Annotated in this window: 11 protein-coding genes; 9 read left to right on the forward strand and 2 right to left on the reverse strand. The window is 41.2% G+C overall.

Annotation, left to right across the window (positions count from 1 at the left end; translation table 11 throughout):
* Window positions 1–301 precede the first annotated feature (301 nt).
* From AC59IL_RS27950 to AC59IL_RS27960, 3 genes are all read left to right on the forward strand, one after another.
* Window positions 302–769, forward strand: coding sequence for a hypothetical protein (locus AC59IL_RS27950; RefSeq protein ID WP_496555522.1), 468 nt, complete (start codon window positions 302–304; stop codon window positions 767–769).
* A 723-nt stretch (window positions 770–1,492) separates the two neighbouring features.
* The gene (locus AC59IL_RS27955) at window positions 1,493–2,605 is read left to right on the forward strand and encodes an AAA family ATPase (protein ID WP_496555523.1); all 1,113 of its coding nucleotides are present in this window, start codon (window positions 1,493–1,495) and stop codon (window positions 2,603–2,605) included.
* Entirely contained in the window at window positions 2,602–3,099 is a 498-nt protein-coding gene (locus tag AC59IL_RS27960) for a hypothetical protein (protein ID WP_496555524.1), read from the forward strand. Before AC59IL_RS27955 ends, AC59IL_RS27960 begins: the two co-directional genes overlap by 4 nt.
* Window positions 3,100–3,590: 491 nt before the next feature.
* Here the strand turns inward: AC59IL_RS27960 and AC59IL_RS27965 are convergent, their stop codons facing one another.
* The gene (locus tag AC59IL_RS27965; protein ID WP_496555525.1) at window positions 3,591–3,902 is read right to left on the reverse strand and encodes a helix-turn-helix domain-containing protein; all 312 of its coding nucleotides are present in this window, start codon (window positions 3,900–3,902) and stop codon (window positions 3,591–3,593) included.
* 1,040 nt (window positions 3,903–4,942) lie between these two features.
* Between AC59IL_RS27965 and AC59IL_RS27970 the strand changes: the two genes are divergently transcribed.
* A complete protein-coding gene (locus AC59IL_RS27970; protein ID WP_496555526.1) occupies window positions 4,943–5,863 on the forward strand; it encodes a hypothetical protein in 921 nt (306 codons plus the stop codon).
* Window positions 5,864–6,128: 265 nt separating this feature from the next.
* On the opposite strand, the gene AC59IL_RS27975 is transcribed toward AC59IL_RS27970, so the two are convergent.
* Window positions 6,129–7,211: a PLP-dependent cysteine synthase family protein gene (locus AC59IL_RS27975; protein WP_496555527.1), complete on the reverse strand. Its 1,083-nt coding sequence runs from the start codon at window positions 7,209–7,211 to the stop codon at window positions 6,129–6,131.
* Window positions 7,212–8,089: 878 nt separating this feature from the next.
* On the opposite strand from AC59IL_RS27975, the gene AC59IL_RS27980 reads away from it, so the two are divergent.
* The 5 genes from AC59IL_RS27980 to AC59IL_RS28000 all read left to right on the forward strand — a co-directional run bounded on the left by AC59IL_RS27980 (window position 8,090) and on the right by AC59IL_RS28000 (window position 15,567).
* Window positions 8,090–8,821, forward strand: a complete 732-nt coding sequence (locus AC59IL_RS27980) for a helix-turn-helix transcriptional regulator (RefSeq protein WP_496555528.1) — start codon at window positions 8,090–8,092, stop codon at window positions 8,819–8,821.
* 65 nt (window positions 8,822–8,886) lie between these two features.
* Window positions 8,887–9,303: a VOC family protein gene (locus tag AC59IL_RS27985; protein WP_496555529.1), complete on the forward strand. Its 417-nt coding sequence runs from the start codon at window positions 8,887–8,889 to the stop codon at window positions 9,301–9,303.
* 541 nt (window positions 9,304–9,844) lie between these two features.
* On the forward strand, window positions 9,845–10,456 hold the full coding sequence (locus tag AC59IL_RS27990) for an RNA polymerase sigma factor (protein WP_496555530.1): 612 nt from the start codon (window positions 9,845–9,847) through the stop codon (window positions 10,454–10,456).
* 107 nt (window positions 10,457–10,563) lie between these two features.
* Entirely contained in the window at window positions 10,564–11,775 is a 1,212-nt protein-coding gene (locus AC59IL_RS27995) for a FecR family protein (protein ID WP_496555531.1), read from the forward strand.
* A gap of 132 nt (window positions 11,776–11,907) precedes the next feature.
* Complete coding sequence (locus AC59IL_RS28000; protein ID WP_496555532.1) at window positions 11,908–15,567, forward strand: SusC/RagA family TonB-linked outer membrane protein; 3,660 nt, start codon at window positions 11,908–11,910, stop codon at window positions 15,565–15,567.
* Window positions 15,568–15,575: the final 8 nt, after the last annotated feature.

Here is a 15,575-nt window from a genome sequence, read left to right on the forward strand (position 1 = left end):
GGGCAAGGGGAAACACGGAAATTTTTCGGCGCCAACGGCTTTTTGTTTTTGTTTTTACGTTGGCGCCGAAAAATTCCTGCCTCCGCGCATTCCCGTCATTTGCCCCTTGCCTAATTCGGGGCCCCCACCTGCTATCGCCGTCCTTTCTTTTTGCTCCTGGTCCCGGTGTCTAAAAGAAAGAAAGGATTGAATTAATAAATAGATCCTTCCACAATGATAACTTTTACAGATTGACATAGCTAAGCGTTTTCCTTTGAAGCAAACCAAATAAACTCATTTAATAATCCTTAAATTTTTTTGTATGAAGACCAAAGAAGCGCAGGTGATCGCTGCGAAAGACTTTTGCATGAATTATTCCGTGCACACAGCTGAAGAATTAATCAAAAAATTCGAAGCATTAGAATTAAAGAGAGAAGGAGGCAAAACGGCGGTCAAAAAAGTTGGGCAAAATTTAAGACTCGGGATGAGCAATAAAGAAACTAAAAAGTTCTTTACGTGGTATTATTTCAATTATGTGGTCGGTCCAAAGATAGGGTTGTATACCAGTAAGTATATTATTAATACTGCATCTTTTCATTTTAATCAATATCATCCGCGAAGATTGTGGCTTACGGTCTGGACAGAATATGCAAAAGAAGAATTAACCCTGAATGAAGAAAAAGCAGTCAGGCATGCTACTAAAATGATTAACGCAGCAGGAACTGATGATGAACATAGATTCTGCCATTGGTATTACATTAATTATGTTGTTAAAACTATTGGATCATAATCAGCAATTGAGATGTTGATGCATTCGTATCCTTCATTTTCTTTTTTTGATAATTCACTTTTTATATAAATATTAATTATATGGAAAATAATGAGCGAATACTAACCTTATGTTGTGCAAATGTCTGCAGAAATAACCGTCCTTATCCCTACGTTAGGTTAAGAGGTATTTGGTTGCGTAATTGGGGCTTTAATCCGGGCGATCAGATAACCATCATAAGCCCGGAAAATAAGACACTTATTATAAAAGTTTCAAAATCCGCTGAAGAAGTCGACAAACAACGTGAACCAAAATTGCCGAGTTATATGCGCTATTAAAGCGGATTAGGGCAATAAGCTCATGCAAAGTGTGTTCGCCTATGCAGAAAAATACGAGTAAAACTATACATTTGCTATAGCTCTTTCAAGTCAGTTCATGGGAATTCATTCGAATTTGACTTAAAGTTGAAGATGTTTTTTTAGTGGTGACCAAATCGGTGACCATATGAGTCGAGATTACTGATTAAGGCAAATCGAATAGTTGTAATACATTGAAAATCATTGATATGTGACGTGTGGGTTGACGTGGTAAATCATTGGTTCGAATCCAATCCGGTTCACAAAACCGCCAACATATTGGCGGTTTTTTTATTATCATTATTCAATCAATATCTACTTCAGATTTGATTGTGTTGAATTTCATATCTTTAATTTCTCTGCATAGTGGTTTAATGAAAGATTATAAATGGCTAAATCAAGGAAAATAAATACCAAAGAATCTTCTGCCAAACAGGTTGAAATAAGAAATTTCAAATCTATCAAACATGTAAAATTTGATATTTCGAGGGTTAATTTATTTATAGGGAAGCCCAATAGCGGCAAATCGAACCTGATTGAAGCATTGACGCTATTTAATTTCATTCAGGGGAAAGAAAAACGGAATATTGAGCCTACTCTAATAAGATATAATTCATTAGACAATCTTTTTTATGATAGAAATCTTACCAATGATATTGAAGTGAGTATAGGTAATAACCTTGCTTTATTAAAGTATTATAGTGGAGTTAATGCTTTTTTTCAGTTCATTAACCCAACTGCTGACTTATTAAATAATAGAGATAATGATTTAATAAAATCACATTCAATAAACGCGTTTTTGGAAGAAAGTATATCTAAGCCTACAAACTCATTTTCTGAAGATTATATTTCCAAAGCGGCGTTATTAGATGTAAATGGGAATATTTCAGCAGGAGTATCAACGGAAGAAAACCCAATAAGAAGATATGAGTTTCGTGATGGAGTAATTTATGGAAATGTTTTTGCTGCATATTTAAAAACCTCTGGGGACAATCTCTATACGATTGTTCAAGGCAATCCAAATATACGGGATTGGATAAATTCTTTTTTTGAAGAATTTGGCCTTGAGTTTCTTATGGACTATTCTACAAGGACATTTGAAGTTCAGAAAAAGGAAAAGGGGATTGTTTATAAAATTCCTTTTGAGCTTACTCCTGATACATTCCGGAGAATGTTATTTCATGTTGCCGCTATTTATTCAAATAAGAATGCTTCCATTCTTTTGGAAGAGCCAGAATCACATTCATTCCCCCCATATGTTAAGGAGTTATCTGAATTGATTAAAGCGGATAATAACAATACTTATTTTATTACAACACATAGTCCGTATTTTTTTAACAGCATGGTAGAGGATTCTAAAACGATTAAGGATATTTCATTCTTTCACGTTTATTATGAAGACTATCAAACTAAAATCAAAAAATTAACAGAGAAAGAACTTGATAACATTTGGGGAAGTGGTGCGGATGTATTTTTTAATATAGATTCCTTTGTCAGATGATTTTGCATACTAACCTCGTCCCGGAATGTAATGTAGATACAGTATTTGTAGAAATGCTGGGATATAAAGAGCCTAATCATGCTCCAACTATTAATGATGTCTTCAAAATACTTGAGAAAAAGAAAAAGACACCTAAAGTCATGGGGTTTGTAGATGACGACAAAAGGAAGCCAAATGGTTTTTTAGAGTTTGATTTAAAAGACGAGATCAATAAAGTAAGCCTTTTAAAACATCCTGACAGAGAGCATTACCTGGTGGTTGTAAACCCAGCGATGGATGAATTTATTTTTAATTTGTGTAGAAGCTTAAAAATTGATATAACAAAGTATAAGTTACCAGGAGAATTTAATGCTTTTAAATCTTTTACTAAAAAGGTGGCTATCCGGAATAATCATAATTTCAAACAATTACTGAATACTATTATTCAGAAAAAACCAAAAGAAATAGAATCGATAAAAGTCTGGATATCTAAATTTTCTCCTTACGCCCATTAATATAGGTTATTACTTAACGAAGCACCTTACGCATACGTATATAAAAATCGATATAAATAGGAATGCGCAGAATATCAATGCCCGTTTCATGATTTCAATTGTGAGTCGATTTGGGTTTTTGATATGGACGGTAAACCACAAAAATTTGATAAAGATTTCGCTTTGCCGGTTATCACTACCATTAATAACTGGTTTGTTTTCGCTGTTATTATTTTCCCGATTTAAAAAGGCCATAACTTCAATTTTAAAGTTGTTTTCATATTATGCCTATATAAAGACGGTTAAACAGGCATACCCTTATTTTAATAAAATTTACTGAATAGCCAATAGCTTGAACCTGATTCTATTAAGGAGATCAGTCAGGTAATTGGCTCTACAATTTTAATTACACTTTACATTGGATAGTTATTAGCATGAAAGCTAACAACCTTAAAAAGTCTTAAACGGAGAAATTGGTGTTTGGAAGTCTTTTTTGTGAAGTATCGGGAAAACTATTTGTTCTTCTTTTTGCGTTTTGGTTTTCGGCTATTGGATTTTTTCGGGAATTTTAGTTTGAAAGTAGAATTGTCTGGTAGAGGTCCCAAATAGTTTGTGATGTCATAAATTTCCACTTGTAAAGCAGTCGCAATTTTATACAGGGTTTTATACCTGAAATTTACTTTCCCCTGTTCATAACGGCTTAAATCACTTTGATCTATTCTGGTTTCTACATCCAGATCCATCAAAGTCATTCCTCTATGCTCCCTAATAGCTTTTATTCGCATGCCAAGTTTGGCAAGCTGTGCATTGAAATCATCCCCCATGCAATAATTCGAAATTGCAAAATGTGATTATAGTTCGGAAATAAAGTGGGTGAATACCCCCAGATCAGGGAATTGTTGTTTAAAGTTTCAATGGGGGCTTTTGTATTCTTGCTTGTTTAGAAAGCAAACAAAAGAACGGTTAGTAAGAAATTGCAACCAGAGAAAAAATGCTCTCTTCAGCGTATGTTAACTGGCGAAAGTGAAACCCTTCTTATATAAATACCACATAGGCAGTCATAAGGAGGATGAATTTAGTTTGCAGAGGATTCGTGGTTGTTTTCTATTCCTATGTCCTGTAACATTTCCAATTCTATTTTATTTAATGCCTGCTAATAAAGGCTTTAAACTGTAAAGCAATTCCAAATCTGATTTGTATTGGTTCGATAATTCTCCAGGGTGGATCACAAAAAAATAAGAAGCCTTCAAATTCATTGAGTTTGAAGGCTTTTTTGTGTTCGATAATTATATGCTTTTCATTGAATGTCGAACTAATTATCCAGCCAATTTTCTATAGCTGGCGAGATAGAGACATTTAGGTGATGTACGATTGTTTTAAAAAGCGACTTCACTACTTATCCAAGCTATGCAGTGCAGGCTTTTTACCTGGATGTGGTAGACTACCTGTTAAAACCATTTTCGTGCGAGCGTTTCCTGAAAGCGGTGCTAAATATTACCCCCGCAAAAGTTTATCCGGATACATAAGTCATTTATTGTATCGGTAGCGTAAATAAAAATGATCAAAGCTGATGAAGTGATCCTGGCTGAAAACCACGACCTGCCATTGAGTATTAATTATAAGGAAAACATATTAGCTATATTCCGGTTATGAGGATAGATAGTTTAAACAAGTAATTTATAAAGATATTACGTGTATATATAGATGTTTTTAATTACTTTCCAGAGTTCTATCAGGTATAATTACGTGTATCCATATCAGATAAAAATATTAAATTTGGAATAAGGCGTACTATTCATTCCGGAATTATTCCATCTCCTTAATCCGGCTCCATTTTCTATTAAACCAAATCTAAAATTATTTTATGAACCAATTAAACCTTACAACAATAGTCTTCGGACTACTAACACTTGCTGCCTGTAAAAAAAATGTTACTGCAGATAAAACATCGCCCCCGTTATCTGCCGGCAAAACTGTAAATGCGGTGGAAGAATGCCAGCCTACCATGTACAACCTGGTGGTTGATTCTGTTACCGGGTTCTCCTCTATTTTTATAGTAACGGGGTCGCCCGGCGCCAGCCCTATTTCAGTTGTGCCCTATGTGGTAAGTGGTACCAACCAATTGAAAGACTGTAGTGGTAATCCCATTCTGCGCGCCAGCGGATTGGCGTACGATCCTACAACTGGTGTCTTTTGGGGTACTACCGGCGCTACGGGATCTACTCCAAATGCCATTTTAAAATTTATCGACCCTAATTGTGTAACCGTAGTTCCTGTTACAAATCCTTGTGGTCTTGTTCTTGATTTAAGCGATGTGGAAAGAGATCCCACTACTGGTGTCTTTTATGCCATCAATCGCGGTACAGTAGCGCCCAATAACCGGATCGTTAAATTTAGTTTATCCACTTTGCCAAGTATTAATTGTTTGCCCAATCCACTCCCGGTGGGTTGGAACGTACGCGGTTTAACCTTTAACTGCAATGCCCAGTTATACGTGATGTATACCAGCGGAATTTCTGGTGTGATTGTATCTGTTGATAAAGTAACAGGCCTGAATGGCCCCTCTTTCCCTTATCCGGGACCAATTACTTCGTTTGCATCGGTCCCTGCGCCCGAGATGGGTTTACATTTCGACTGTAGCTGTATTGGACGTTTTATCACCGGTAGTTTTAATCCCATTGCGGCTCCGCTTATGACTGATGGTATGCCATCGGGATTGGGCACGCCTGTTTACAATTCCGCACTGGGTGCATTGAAGCCTACGGTGGATTTTGCCCGTCCTTAATAAGCTGGGGGTAGATTGATTCCTGAATGAATGCCTTACTATGTGCGGCTGCCTTCAAAAGTAATTTTGAGGCAGCCTTTTTTTATTAGCGACATTCAATTACCATGACTGTCCGATTCCGATACATGGAGTGTCTGAGTTGCGACAAGTCGCCGCCAGCTAATTTTCCATCAGATTGCAGCGCTTTTTCATTTTACGGCTTACAACGTAAAATGAGAAAAACCTACTTTACTTTGTTGTAATACACCTTTTTCGGAACTGATTATTATAACCGATGTATCGATCGGTAATCGATCAGTTCAATATCTTGCGAGATGTAATGATCTTTTACGGGTTCTTCTCTCATTAAATCAGTGCTTAAATATTTTTTATTACTGTCGCTGAATACCGTTACCACATTCGCTCTGGCACCCATTTCGTTTTGTAGTTGAATTGCGCCAAGCAGGTTAGCGCCAGATGACATACCAACTGCAAGGCCAAGCTGCTTAGCCAGTTGCTGCGCCATTATAATAGAGTCGCCATCGCTTACTTTAATTACCTTATCTAATTCATTAAGCTTAACTATTGAAGGAATAAACTCATCCGAGATACCCTGAATACGATGAGAACCAACCTTGTACCCTGTTGATAGCGTTGGCGATTCGGCTGGTTCCAGTGGATGTATCTTTACTAATGGATTTCTTTTTTTCAGGTATTTACCCACGCCCATAATGGTTCCTCCTGTACCAACGCCAGCCACAAATGCATCGGTATGAAGATCGATGGATTGCATTTGCATCCATATTTCTCTGGCAGTTGTTTTTTCGTGGGCTTCTGCATTATACAAGTTTTCAAACTGCCGGGGAAGAAAAACACTGTTATTTTCGGCTGCCATCTTTTTACTTAAGGCAATGCTTCCTAAAAAACCTCCTTCTTCTTTTGAAACCAATATCACTTCTGCTCCCAGACTTCTCATAATATCTATCCGCTCTTTACTTAACCAATTGGGCATAATTATCTTTACTTCATGCCCCAGCGCTTTACCAATGGCACTGAAGGCAATACCAGTATTACCGCTCGTAGCTTCTATAATTACATCGCCTGGCCGTATATCCCACGTACGGTAAGATTCTTGTAAAATGTACAAAGCCATGCGGTCTTTTATACTACCCGTTAAATTATAATGCTCGGCTTTTACATATATTTTGCGGTATTGTTTTTTGTACCGGTATGCAATTTCCAGCATGGGTGTATTACCGATCAAATGCCACAGGTGTTTAAATTTGTTGTCAGGCATTTCAGCTATTGATGATGTCTTGTTTTGGTAGACTACAGCAATGTCTTTTTCAATTCCAACTGATTTGTTCATAATTTATTTGATTTTAGATTTAATGGACAACGTCTAATGGTTACAGCTTATCTGCAGGCATCACTTCGCCTATTCGCTCAACGGAGAGCGTCATTAGCGATCTACTGATCAGGGTAACAATTTTTGCCCGACCAATAAACAGGTGTTACTGCGTTGTTCTGAAACAATGAGGTTAAGCGCCAATACAATTAATGAAACAATGATTTTTTAACAGTGCAAATGAACCAGGGGATAAATACGGATTATTTACAGAGTGATTACAACAAGAAATAGTTGTTTTTTACGATTATAGGGAGGGGAAGTGTATTAGGGTGTTGATGCAAGTAAGCATTCTTATTTGGTAAATCAAATAGTAATAATTGGAGAAATCGGCAAAAGAAAAACTAGCTAACAGGGTGTGCCCTCGAAACTCGCGATTAGATGTTGTACTGATTATATGCTTTTTATGTGATAAAAATCACACAAACGGCACATATTATGAAAAGGTAATTTTGAGACAAATCCCGGAATTTTTAACGGCAAAGAATTGTATTGTCGCATAAACTCCGAGTCTGCAGGTTTCAGTGCGTTACACAAATTTGAAGGGGGTGATCCGGATTGCGTAAAGTGGATATCAGTGGCGATGTTTTGCTATTATTTTATTTACTTGTTCAATTACACCTTCTTGTATGTCAATTTGGGTTGCTGTCAGCCTCAGAGATTGAATTTCATCTAATAATACCGGATCTATCGTTTCGTCAAATCCAAATACACTCAAGCACCAATATTTCCAAATCGAATCCTCACCTTTTGTAGATTTGTACAATGAGTATTTGATAAAGATTCACAATGAACACCTACACGGCTGCAAATCCCGCCGGTGAACCATGTTAACAAAAATGAACGACAACGACATAAAACGAATCTCAAGACTGGTTGCAATAGCTACACAATTGCAAACAAAACGTCTTTTGACCGCCACTCAGCTTTCTAAAAAATTCAATGTAAGCATCAGAACAATTTACAGAGACATTAAAGCTCTTGAAGATGCAGGAATACCTGTTTTGACAATAGATGGTAAAGGGTATTCGTTAATGGAGGGATATAAAATACCGCCTGTAATGTTTACAGGAAGCGAAGCAAACGCGCTCATTACAGCAGAACAACTTTTATTATCGAATACCGACCGTTCTTTTACAGAAGAATTACTATCTGCTTTGAACAAAATAAAAGCAGTATTGCAATTTTCTACGAAAGAAAAAGTAGAATTTTTAGCAAACAGGATTGCTGTTAGCCCCCTACTGTTTAGAACACAAAAAAGCGATTTGCTTCCACTAATTCAACATGCCCTTATCGAATTCAAGGTTCTCAATATTCATTATCATTCATTAGGCAAAAAAGAAAAAACGGTAAGGTTTGTTGAGCCATTTGCCTTGTATTATTGCCTTGAGGAAAGTTGGGCGCTCATTGCCTATTGCAGATTAAGAAAGGAGTTTAGGATGTTCAAACTTAACAACATCCTAAAACTTGAATTGACTGAATTGAATTTTCAACCGCACAAAATGACGCTGAGGGAATATTTAAGTGAAAAAGAAAAAAATTTTACCACCCCTGACACACCCTTGTCATAAGCCTGTTTCATCTTTGCTCCAACAAAGAACATATATTATCCATAAAAAACAGTATTATGAACCTGATGTCAGTTAGAGTTATTACGGCTGATGTAAAAAAACTCGTGGAATTTTACAATCATATCACTGGTATATCTGCAATTCAATACACCGATGATTTTGCCGAACTGCAAACCCAATGGGCCACTTTGGCAATTGGGAGTACCAGAACGCTACAGCTATTTGGAGGTGACGAGGTTGCAAAAGCCGCACAGAATCGAACTGCCATAATAGAATTTATCACTAAAGATGTAGATAACGATTACAAAAGGCTGGCTGATTTTCTTCAGCATTGCATTGTGCAAAAACCGACAACAATGCCCTGGGGAAACAGGTCATTTTTGTTCCGTGACCCGGATGGAAACCTTGTTAATTTCTTTACGCCAATTACGGCAGAAGCTATCAAAAAGTTTGAAGGAAAGTTAACAGCAGATAAGCATTAGCATACCAATGAATGCAATAGCTTTTGTATCAGGTTTCCGGAAGCTGATGGTTCAGGCTTCTTTGCCAAGAAGCCCTGACAAGCCCGGCAACGCTCCAAAATAAACAGCAGCGCCCCAGACTCAAGTCGTGGGGCGCTGTTTTTGAGTTTGCGGGGAAAGCTGGATTCGAACTTTTGGTACATCAAAAACCGGAAAAATTAGCTGGGGATATATTTAGTATTTATTATAACTTATTGTTAATTGAATATTGTCTTCAAATCCTCTATTTTCTGGTTCGACAATTCTCCAATCCGGATCACTCAAGGTAAAATCTCTGGTTTTGAGGACGCTGAACATCAGCGTTCTTTTTTAGTTGATAGCCGCTGAAACCCATTGCCAGCCTACATTCCAGATCCCGACGGAGACCAATCTTTTCCAGTTTCTGTTCGATCTGCAGCGGGAGTGGATTGAAGGGGTGAGTAAAGGGTCGTCTATATACTACCTTTAGACAATTATTCTATCTTTATCTTACTCATATAGATAAATGAATAATAGGTAATAAATGACTAAAAGGCAATATATAAAAGGCGAGTATAATGAACACCTGCTATTGCAATTGGTCGCCACTGGAGATAAACTAGCCTTTGAGCAATTATACGAACAGTACGAAGGAGGAATTGAAAAATATGTCTTTTTCATCACCCGCTCAAAAGAAGTTACCGAAGAAATTATCCAGGACATATTTATAAGCGTATGGAAAAAAAAGGAAAAATTACCTGATCTTACCTCTTTTCGCGGTTACTTATATCAAATAGCCCGCAACCGGGTCATCAGTTACCTCCGAAGCGTCAAAGCCGGGTATAAGATAGTGGAATTGGATGAAGCAGTGCCTGGCGGCAGGCAGGCTGATGCCGATCATCGTACGCTTTATAATCAATATTATAAAATGGTGCTCGATGCTATCGAATTGTTGCCGGAAAGGAAAAGGGAAGTTTTCAACCTAAGCCTTGAAGAAAATCTGACACTGGACGAGATGGCCCAGCGGCTTGGCCTATCCAAATCAACTGTTAAACAACACCTGTACAGTGCCACCGCCTCCATCCGGGAATACTTGCAAAAGCACGGTGATATCACTGCAACCCTATTGATTTTCATGGCCTTATTTGAATATTGAAAATATTTTCCCATCGACTAGGCCTTTTCAATTGTATTAGCGTCCTTTTATCTGGAACAGGTTAATTTGAAGGTTAAGGCTCAAAATAACCCCCAATTTATTTTATCATGGATAAAATTCAGGCAAAACTTATTGCTGAAAAATTTGCTGCCGGAATTTGCTCCGAGGCGGAGCATGAAGAATTTTCTAAATGGTTGTCGGACTTACCTATTGCAGAGAGCCATTCTTTAATAGAAGAATATAGCGGGATTTTTGAAACCCTGCCAATGGTTGCTGCCCGCAGAGAGCTGTGGGAAAAGATCTACCAAAAGCTCGGTGGGCCAGCCGATGCAACGCCGCATGTAAATCCTGCCAATGGCAAGTTGCTGATCCTTGTCGGCTCAAAACGAAAATGGATGTTTGCTGCCGCTGCGGCAATTCTTATTATGATCGGCGCCGGAACCTTTTTATGGGTCCGATATCCCAATAAGAACAATGTTGCCGTTGACCTTAACGAATTCAAAAATGATGTGGCTCCCGGAGGCAATAAAGCCATTTTGACATTGTCCGATGGTAGAAAGATCACCCTCGATAGTGTCGCAAGTGGGAATCTGGCAAACCAGGGTGGGGTAGAGGTTACAAAAGTTGATGCGGGCAGATTGTCCTATTCAGGTAATCTTACCAGTGGGTCAGCAATGCTTTATAACGCTGTGTCTACACCTTCCGGCGGGCAGTATGAGTTAACCCTGGCCGATGGCACCAAAGTCTGGTTAAACGCCTTATCAACCCTTAAATTTCCAACGGCGTTCGCTGGTCATGAAAGATCAGTACAGTTAACAGGAGAGGCCTATTTCGAAGTGTCAAAAGACAAGAAGCCGTTTCATGTGAATGTAAATGATATTGACGTGGAAGTGCTTGGGACCCATTTTAACGTAAACGCTTATCCGAATGAACCATCTATTAAGACGACATTGCTTGAGGGCAAAATAAAATTGGCCAAAGCCGGCGCAAATATCCTGCTCCATCCGGGGGAACAGGGTCAGACAGACAGCGTATCTGGCCTGGTGCTGGTTAAAAATGCAGATGTAGATCAGGTAATGGCGTGGAAGAATGGATTTTTCAGTTTTGAGGGTGCTAACATCCAGGCAGTCATGCGACAGTTGCAAAGATGGTACGATATCGAGGTACGGTATGAAGGGGCACCACCTGTGGTAAGGTTTAAAGGGGAGATGGACAGAGGGGTCCGTCTATCGGAGGTACTGAAATTTTTGTCAAAGCTGGGCATCCGGTGCAGACTGGAGGGGAGGATCCTGGTGATTGTGGGCGAACCAACAAAATAGAAGCTATGCATCAATGATAGTACTCTAACAAAAAGCCGGCAATGCTACTAACATTTCCGGCTGAAGTTCGGGGTAAGACAAACAAATAAGTCCTGACAGACTGCTTATTCATCACCCAAACAATGCAAAAGTATGCAAAAAACTGCTATTGCCGGAAGGCCAGCCCGTGGGGGCAACCGCCGGCTCACCAAAACGCTTTTACCTATGAAGCTGAGCATCGTATTGCTGACTGCTGTTTTCCTGAATGTCAGCGCGAACGGCATTGCGCAAAAGATCACTTTTTCTGGAAAAGATGTCCCGCTGGAAAAGGTATTTAGGGAAGTTAAGCGGCAAACGGGATATGTATTCGTGTATACGGAGGCCGTGATCAGCGGTAAGGAACCTGTTACGTTAAAGGTAAACGATCTTCCGCTGGACCAATTTTTAGCGCAGTTGTTCCGTGAATTGCCAATCGAGTATACGATTGCGAATAAGACTATTTTATTATCGCGTAAAGCGCCTGGGTCGCCTGCCGGGGCAACGGAAGGGAAGGGGAATCGGTTGCCGCCTCCGCCTATTACTGTTTATGGGCGTGTGGTGGATGGCAATGGCAATCCTTTGGCGGGTATCACGGTGACCAATCGGAATTCCCGGCTGCAGACGGCGACGAACGTTAACGGGGATTTTATTACTCTGGCCAATGCGGGCGATATATTGATTTTCACGGCTGTCGCATTTGAGACCAAAGAGTACCGGGTCCTCTCTTACCCTGACGGGAGCGTTTACCCTTCGCTGACGATCGAGCTGGCTTACAAGGTGTCGGCCCTGGATTCCATGACCATCATAGTCGTCAATACGGGTTATCAGAAGGTGACTAAAGACCGGCTCACCGGGGCGGCTACCACGGTGGGAGAAAAGGAATATCATCAGCGGGAAGCCATCACGGGGAATTTCCTTGAAAGTCTCGAGGGGAAGGTGCCCGGGCTGGTGTACAATAGTCAGTCGGGAGAGCTTACGATCAGGGGGGTATCTACTTTCGAAGCTGTCAAACAGCCCCTGATCATCGTGGATGGTTTTCCCACGGAAATAGATATCCGTACGATCAATCCGGATGATATCCTTTCTGTCAGCGTTCTGCGGGATGCGGCTGCGGCTTCCATCTACGGGGTAAGGGCGTCCAATGGCGTCATTGTCATAGAGACCAGGAGGGGTAAGTCGGGCAAGGCCGTCTTTAATTTACGTAGCAGCCTGGCCTATCAGGCGAAACCGGATTTCGGCTACCTGAAGTATGCGCCGGCCAACGAGTATGTGCAGCTGCAGTCTGACAATTTTTATGTGTCGAATCCCAGTCCCATTTTTTACCAGTTTGGGCTGTGGGCGATGGACCCGGCCCAGGTGATCCTTTTCCAGGGGCCGCGTCCCGGTGTAACGAATCCTGTGCTGACGCAGGACCAGGTGAATGCGCAGCTGAAGACCCTGGGTTCTTATGACAATCTTAAGGAGTATGAAAATCTATTTTACCGTCGCCGGCTGACGAGGAATGTGAACGGCGATGTGAGTGGGGGCAATGACAAAAACACCTACCTGCTGGGGTTTAATTATATCGGGGATGAGCAGTTGCAAAAGCGTGCAGATAATCGCCGGTTCATCCTGAATATGGCCAATACGATGAAGTTCTCAGACCGGATCAATTTCGACTTCCGGGGGACTTATACGAATATACTGACCCACAGCGGGGGCATCGTACCTTATTCGGATTTCTTTCCCTATGAAAACCTGGCCGATGGACATGGGAGTGCCTTACCAGTAGCACTGGCGCCTGGAAGGGACTTCCTGTCTACGGGACTTTCGCAGGCGAAGAATAACAGCCTGATGGCCCTGGGGCTGAATGATGAGTATTATTATCCTTACCGGGAGCTCACCAGCAATACCAATACGGTAAAAACCAATGCCGGGCGTTTCCAGGCACGTGTTAATGCAAGGATCACCCGCTGGCTGAGTATTGACCTGGGGGGAGATTTCGAGAACCAGGATGTAATAAATGACCAGCTGCAGCTGGGAGATGCGTATGCAGTGCGGATGCTGCTCAATGCCATGGCAACCATGGACCCGTCCACCGGAAAAGCGTTGTTCTCCAATATGCCGGCAGGGAATATCTTAAAACGCACAAGTGAAAAGATAACGGATTATACTGCCCGGGGGCAGCTGAATTTCTCGGAGAGGACGGGGGAGCATGATATTTCGGGCATATTGGGCATCGAACAGAAAAGGATCCTGAACCAGGGGTACACGACTTCCTTTTTTGGTTATGACGGGCAGACGCTGATCAGCAAGCCGATCAATATGCAGGCACTGAATGCTACCATATCCCATGTATTCAATGTCGGTCTTGGGGCGCCTTCCTTCAGCAGCACCAACTATTTCAACCAGTCGGAAACAGACAGCCGGTTTATGTCCTATTATGGTCAGGGCACTTATATTTATAAAGGAAAGTATGTCGCCACAGGCAGCTTCCGGATCGATCAGTCCAATTTATTCGGTGTAGATCCTAAATACAAATACAAGCCGCTGTGGTCTGCTGGGGTGAACTGGCGGCTGGAAAAAGAGGATTTTATAAGGAATATCAAGTGGATCAACCACCTGCAGCTCCGGGGGGCTATGGGGTTCAACGGCAATATCCCTTCCAACAATAATGGGGGTTACCTGACCCTACAGTCTGGGCTCAATACGCGACTCAATACGCCCCTGGTATATAATGATGTATTAACACCGGAGAACCAGTCGCTGCGATGGGAAACAACCAGGAATTATAATATCGGGTTGGATTATACGATCTTAAAGGACCGGGTGTCGGGCAGTATCGATTGGTACCTGAAAAAATCCCTGGATGTATTCGGTCAATTCGATGCGGATCCCACCAGTGGCTTTAACCAATACAATGCCAATACCGCCTCTATCCGGAACAAGGGGCTGGAGCTGATGGTGAATACGGTGAATATAAAGAAAGGTTGGCTGCAATGGCGTACACAGCTGACTGCCTCCTTTAATAATAACCAGGTGCTGGCAGTAAAGTCTACGCTGTTCTCTAATTCTGAGCTGGTCGCCACCGGGAGCAACCCCATCATGGGCAAACCGCTGGGGGCCCTGTACAGCTATAATTATGGGGGATTGAATTCACTGGGACAGCCTTATGTCCTGGACAGCAAGGGAAATAAGCAGGTGCTTGCCTTTTATTCATTCGGGAGCCCTGCCGTGGATGTATCTCTGAAGGATATGATCTATAGCGGCACCACAACGCCTAAATATGTGCTGGGCCTTAACAACCAGTTCAGCCTGGGCGCTTTTGACCTTTCCTTCCTGTTCATGTATTATGGTGGTCATGTCATGAGAGTGGAACAGCCCAATCCCAACAGTATCACGCTCTCATCCAACATTCCGTTATTGGGCTCCACTGATTACTGGAAAAAGCCCGGAGATGAAACCCAAACGAGCATGCCAGGATTTGCACCGGGAATCTTTGCACCAGGTTATTACCAGGGCTCAGCGCTCTATGGCTATGAGTATGCGTCCCGATTTGTGCGAAAGGCGGATTATATAAGGTTGAGGGACCTGATCGTAACTTATAATATAAGGGGCACTTTACTGAATAAAATCCGGTTACGGAATACGCAGCTGCGCCTGCAGGTGCAGAATGCATTCCGGTATACGTTCAGCGGCAATGATATTGACCCGGATGCGATCAACCGGGTCACGGGTGTGCGCACGCTGCCGGCGAAGCCTTTTTACAGTCTCAGTTTTTCCACAAATTTTTAAATGACAGC

The organism is Niastella sp. sgz303648, from assembly GCF_059587045.1.

Bases quoted from the DNA above. Each gene is read 5' to 3' on its own strand.
- AC59IL_RS27990 (WP_496555530.1), top strand. From the start codon at position 9,845: ATGACTAAAAGGCAATATATAAAAGGCGAGTATAATGAACACCTGCTA.
- AC59IL_RS28000 (WP_496555532.1), top strand. From the start codon at position 11,908: ATGCAAAAAACTGCTATTGCCGGAAGGCCAGCCCGTGGGGGCAACCGC.
- AC59IL_RS27985 (WP_496555529.1), top strand. From the start codon at position 8,887: ATGTCAGTTAGAGTTATTACGGCTGATGTAAAAAAACTCGTGGAATTT.
- AC59IL_RS27970 (WP_496555526.1), top strand. From the start codon at position 4,943: ATGAACCAATTAAACCTTACAACAATAGTCTTCGGACTACTAACACTT.
- AC59IL_RS27965 (WP_496555525.1), bottom strand. From the start codon at position 3,902: ATGGGGGATGATTTCAATGCACAGCTTGCCAAACTTGGCATGCGAATA.
- AC59IL_RS27955 (WP_496555523.1), top strand. From the start codon at position 1,493: ATGGCTAAATCAAGGAAAATAAATACCAAAGAATCTTCTGCCAAACAG.
- AC59IL_RS27975 (WP_496555527.1), bottom strand. From the start codon at position 7,211: ATGAACAAATCAGTTGGAATTGAAAAAGACATTGCTGTAGTCTACCAA.
- AC59IL_RS27950 (WP_496555522.1), top strand. From the start codon at position 302: ATGAAGACCAAAGAAGCGCAGGTGATCGCTGCGAAAGACTTTTGCATG.
- AC59IL_RS27980 (WP_496555528.1), top strand. From the start codon at position 8,090: ATGAACGACAACGACATAAAACGAATCTCAAGACTGGTTGCAATAGCT.
- AC59IL_RS27960 (WP_496555524.1), top strand. From the start codon at position 2,602: ATGATTTTGCATACTAACCTCGTCCCGGAATGTAATGTAGATACAGTA.
- AC59IL_RS27995 (WP_496555531.1), top strand. From the start codon at position 10,564: ATGGATAAAATTCAGGCAAAACTTATTGCTGAAAAATTTGCTGCCGGA.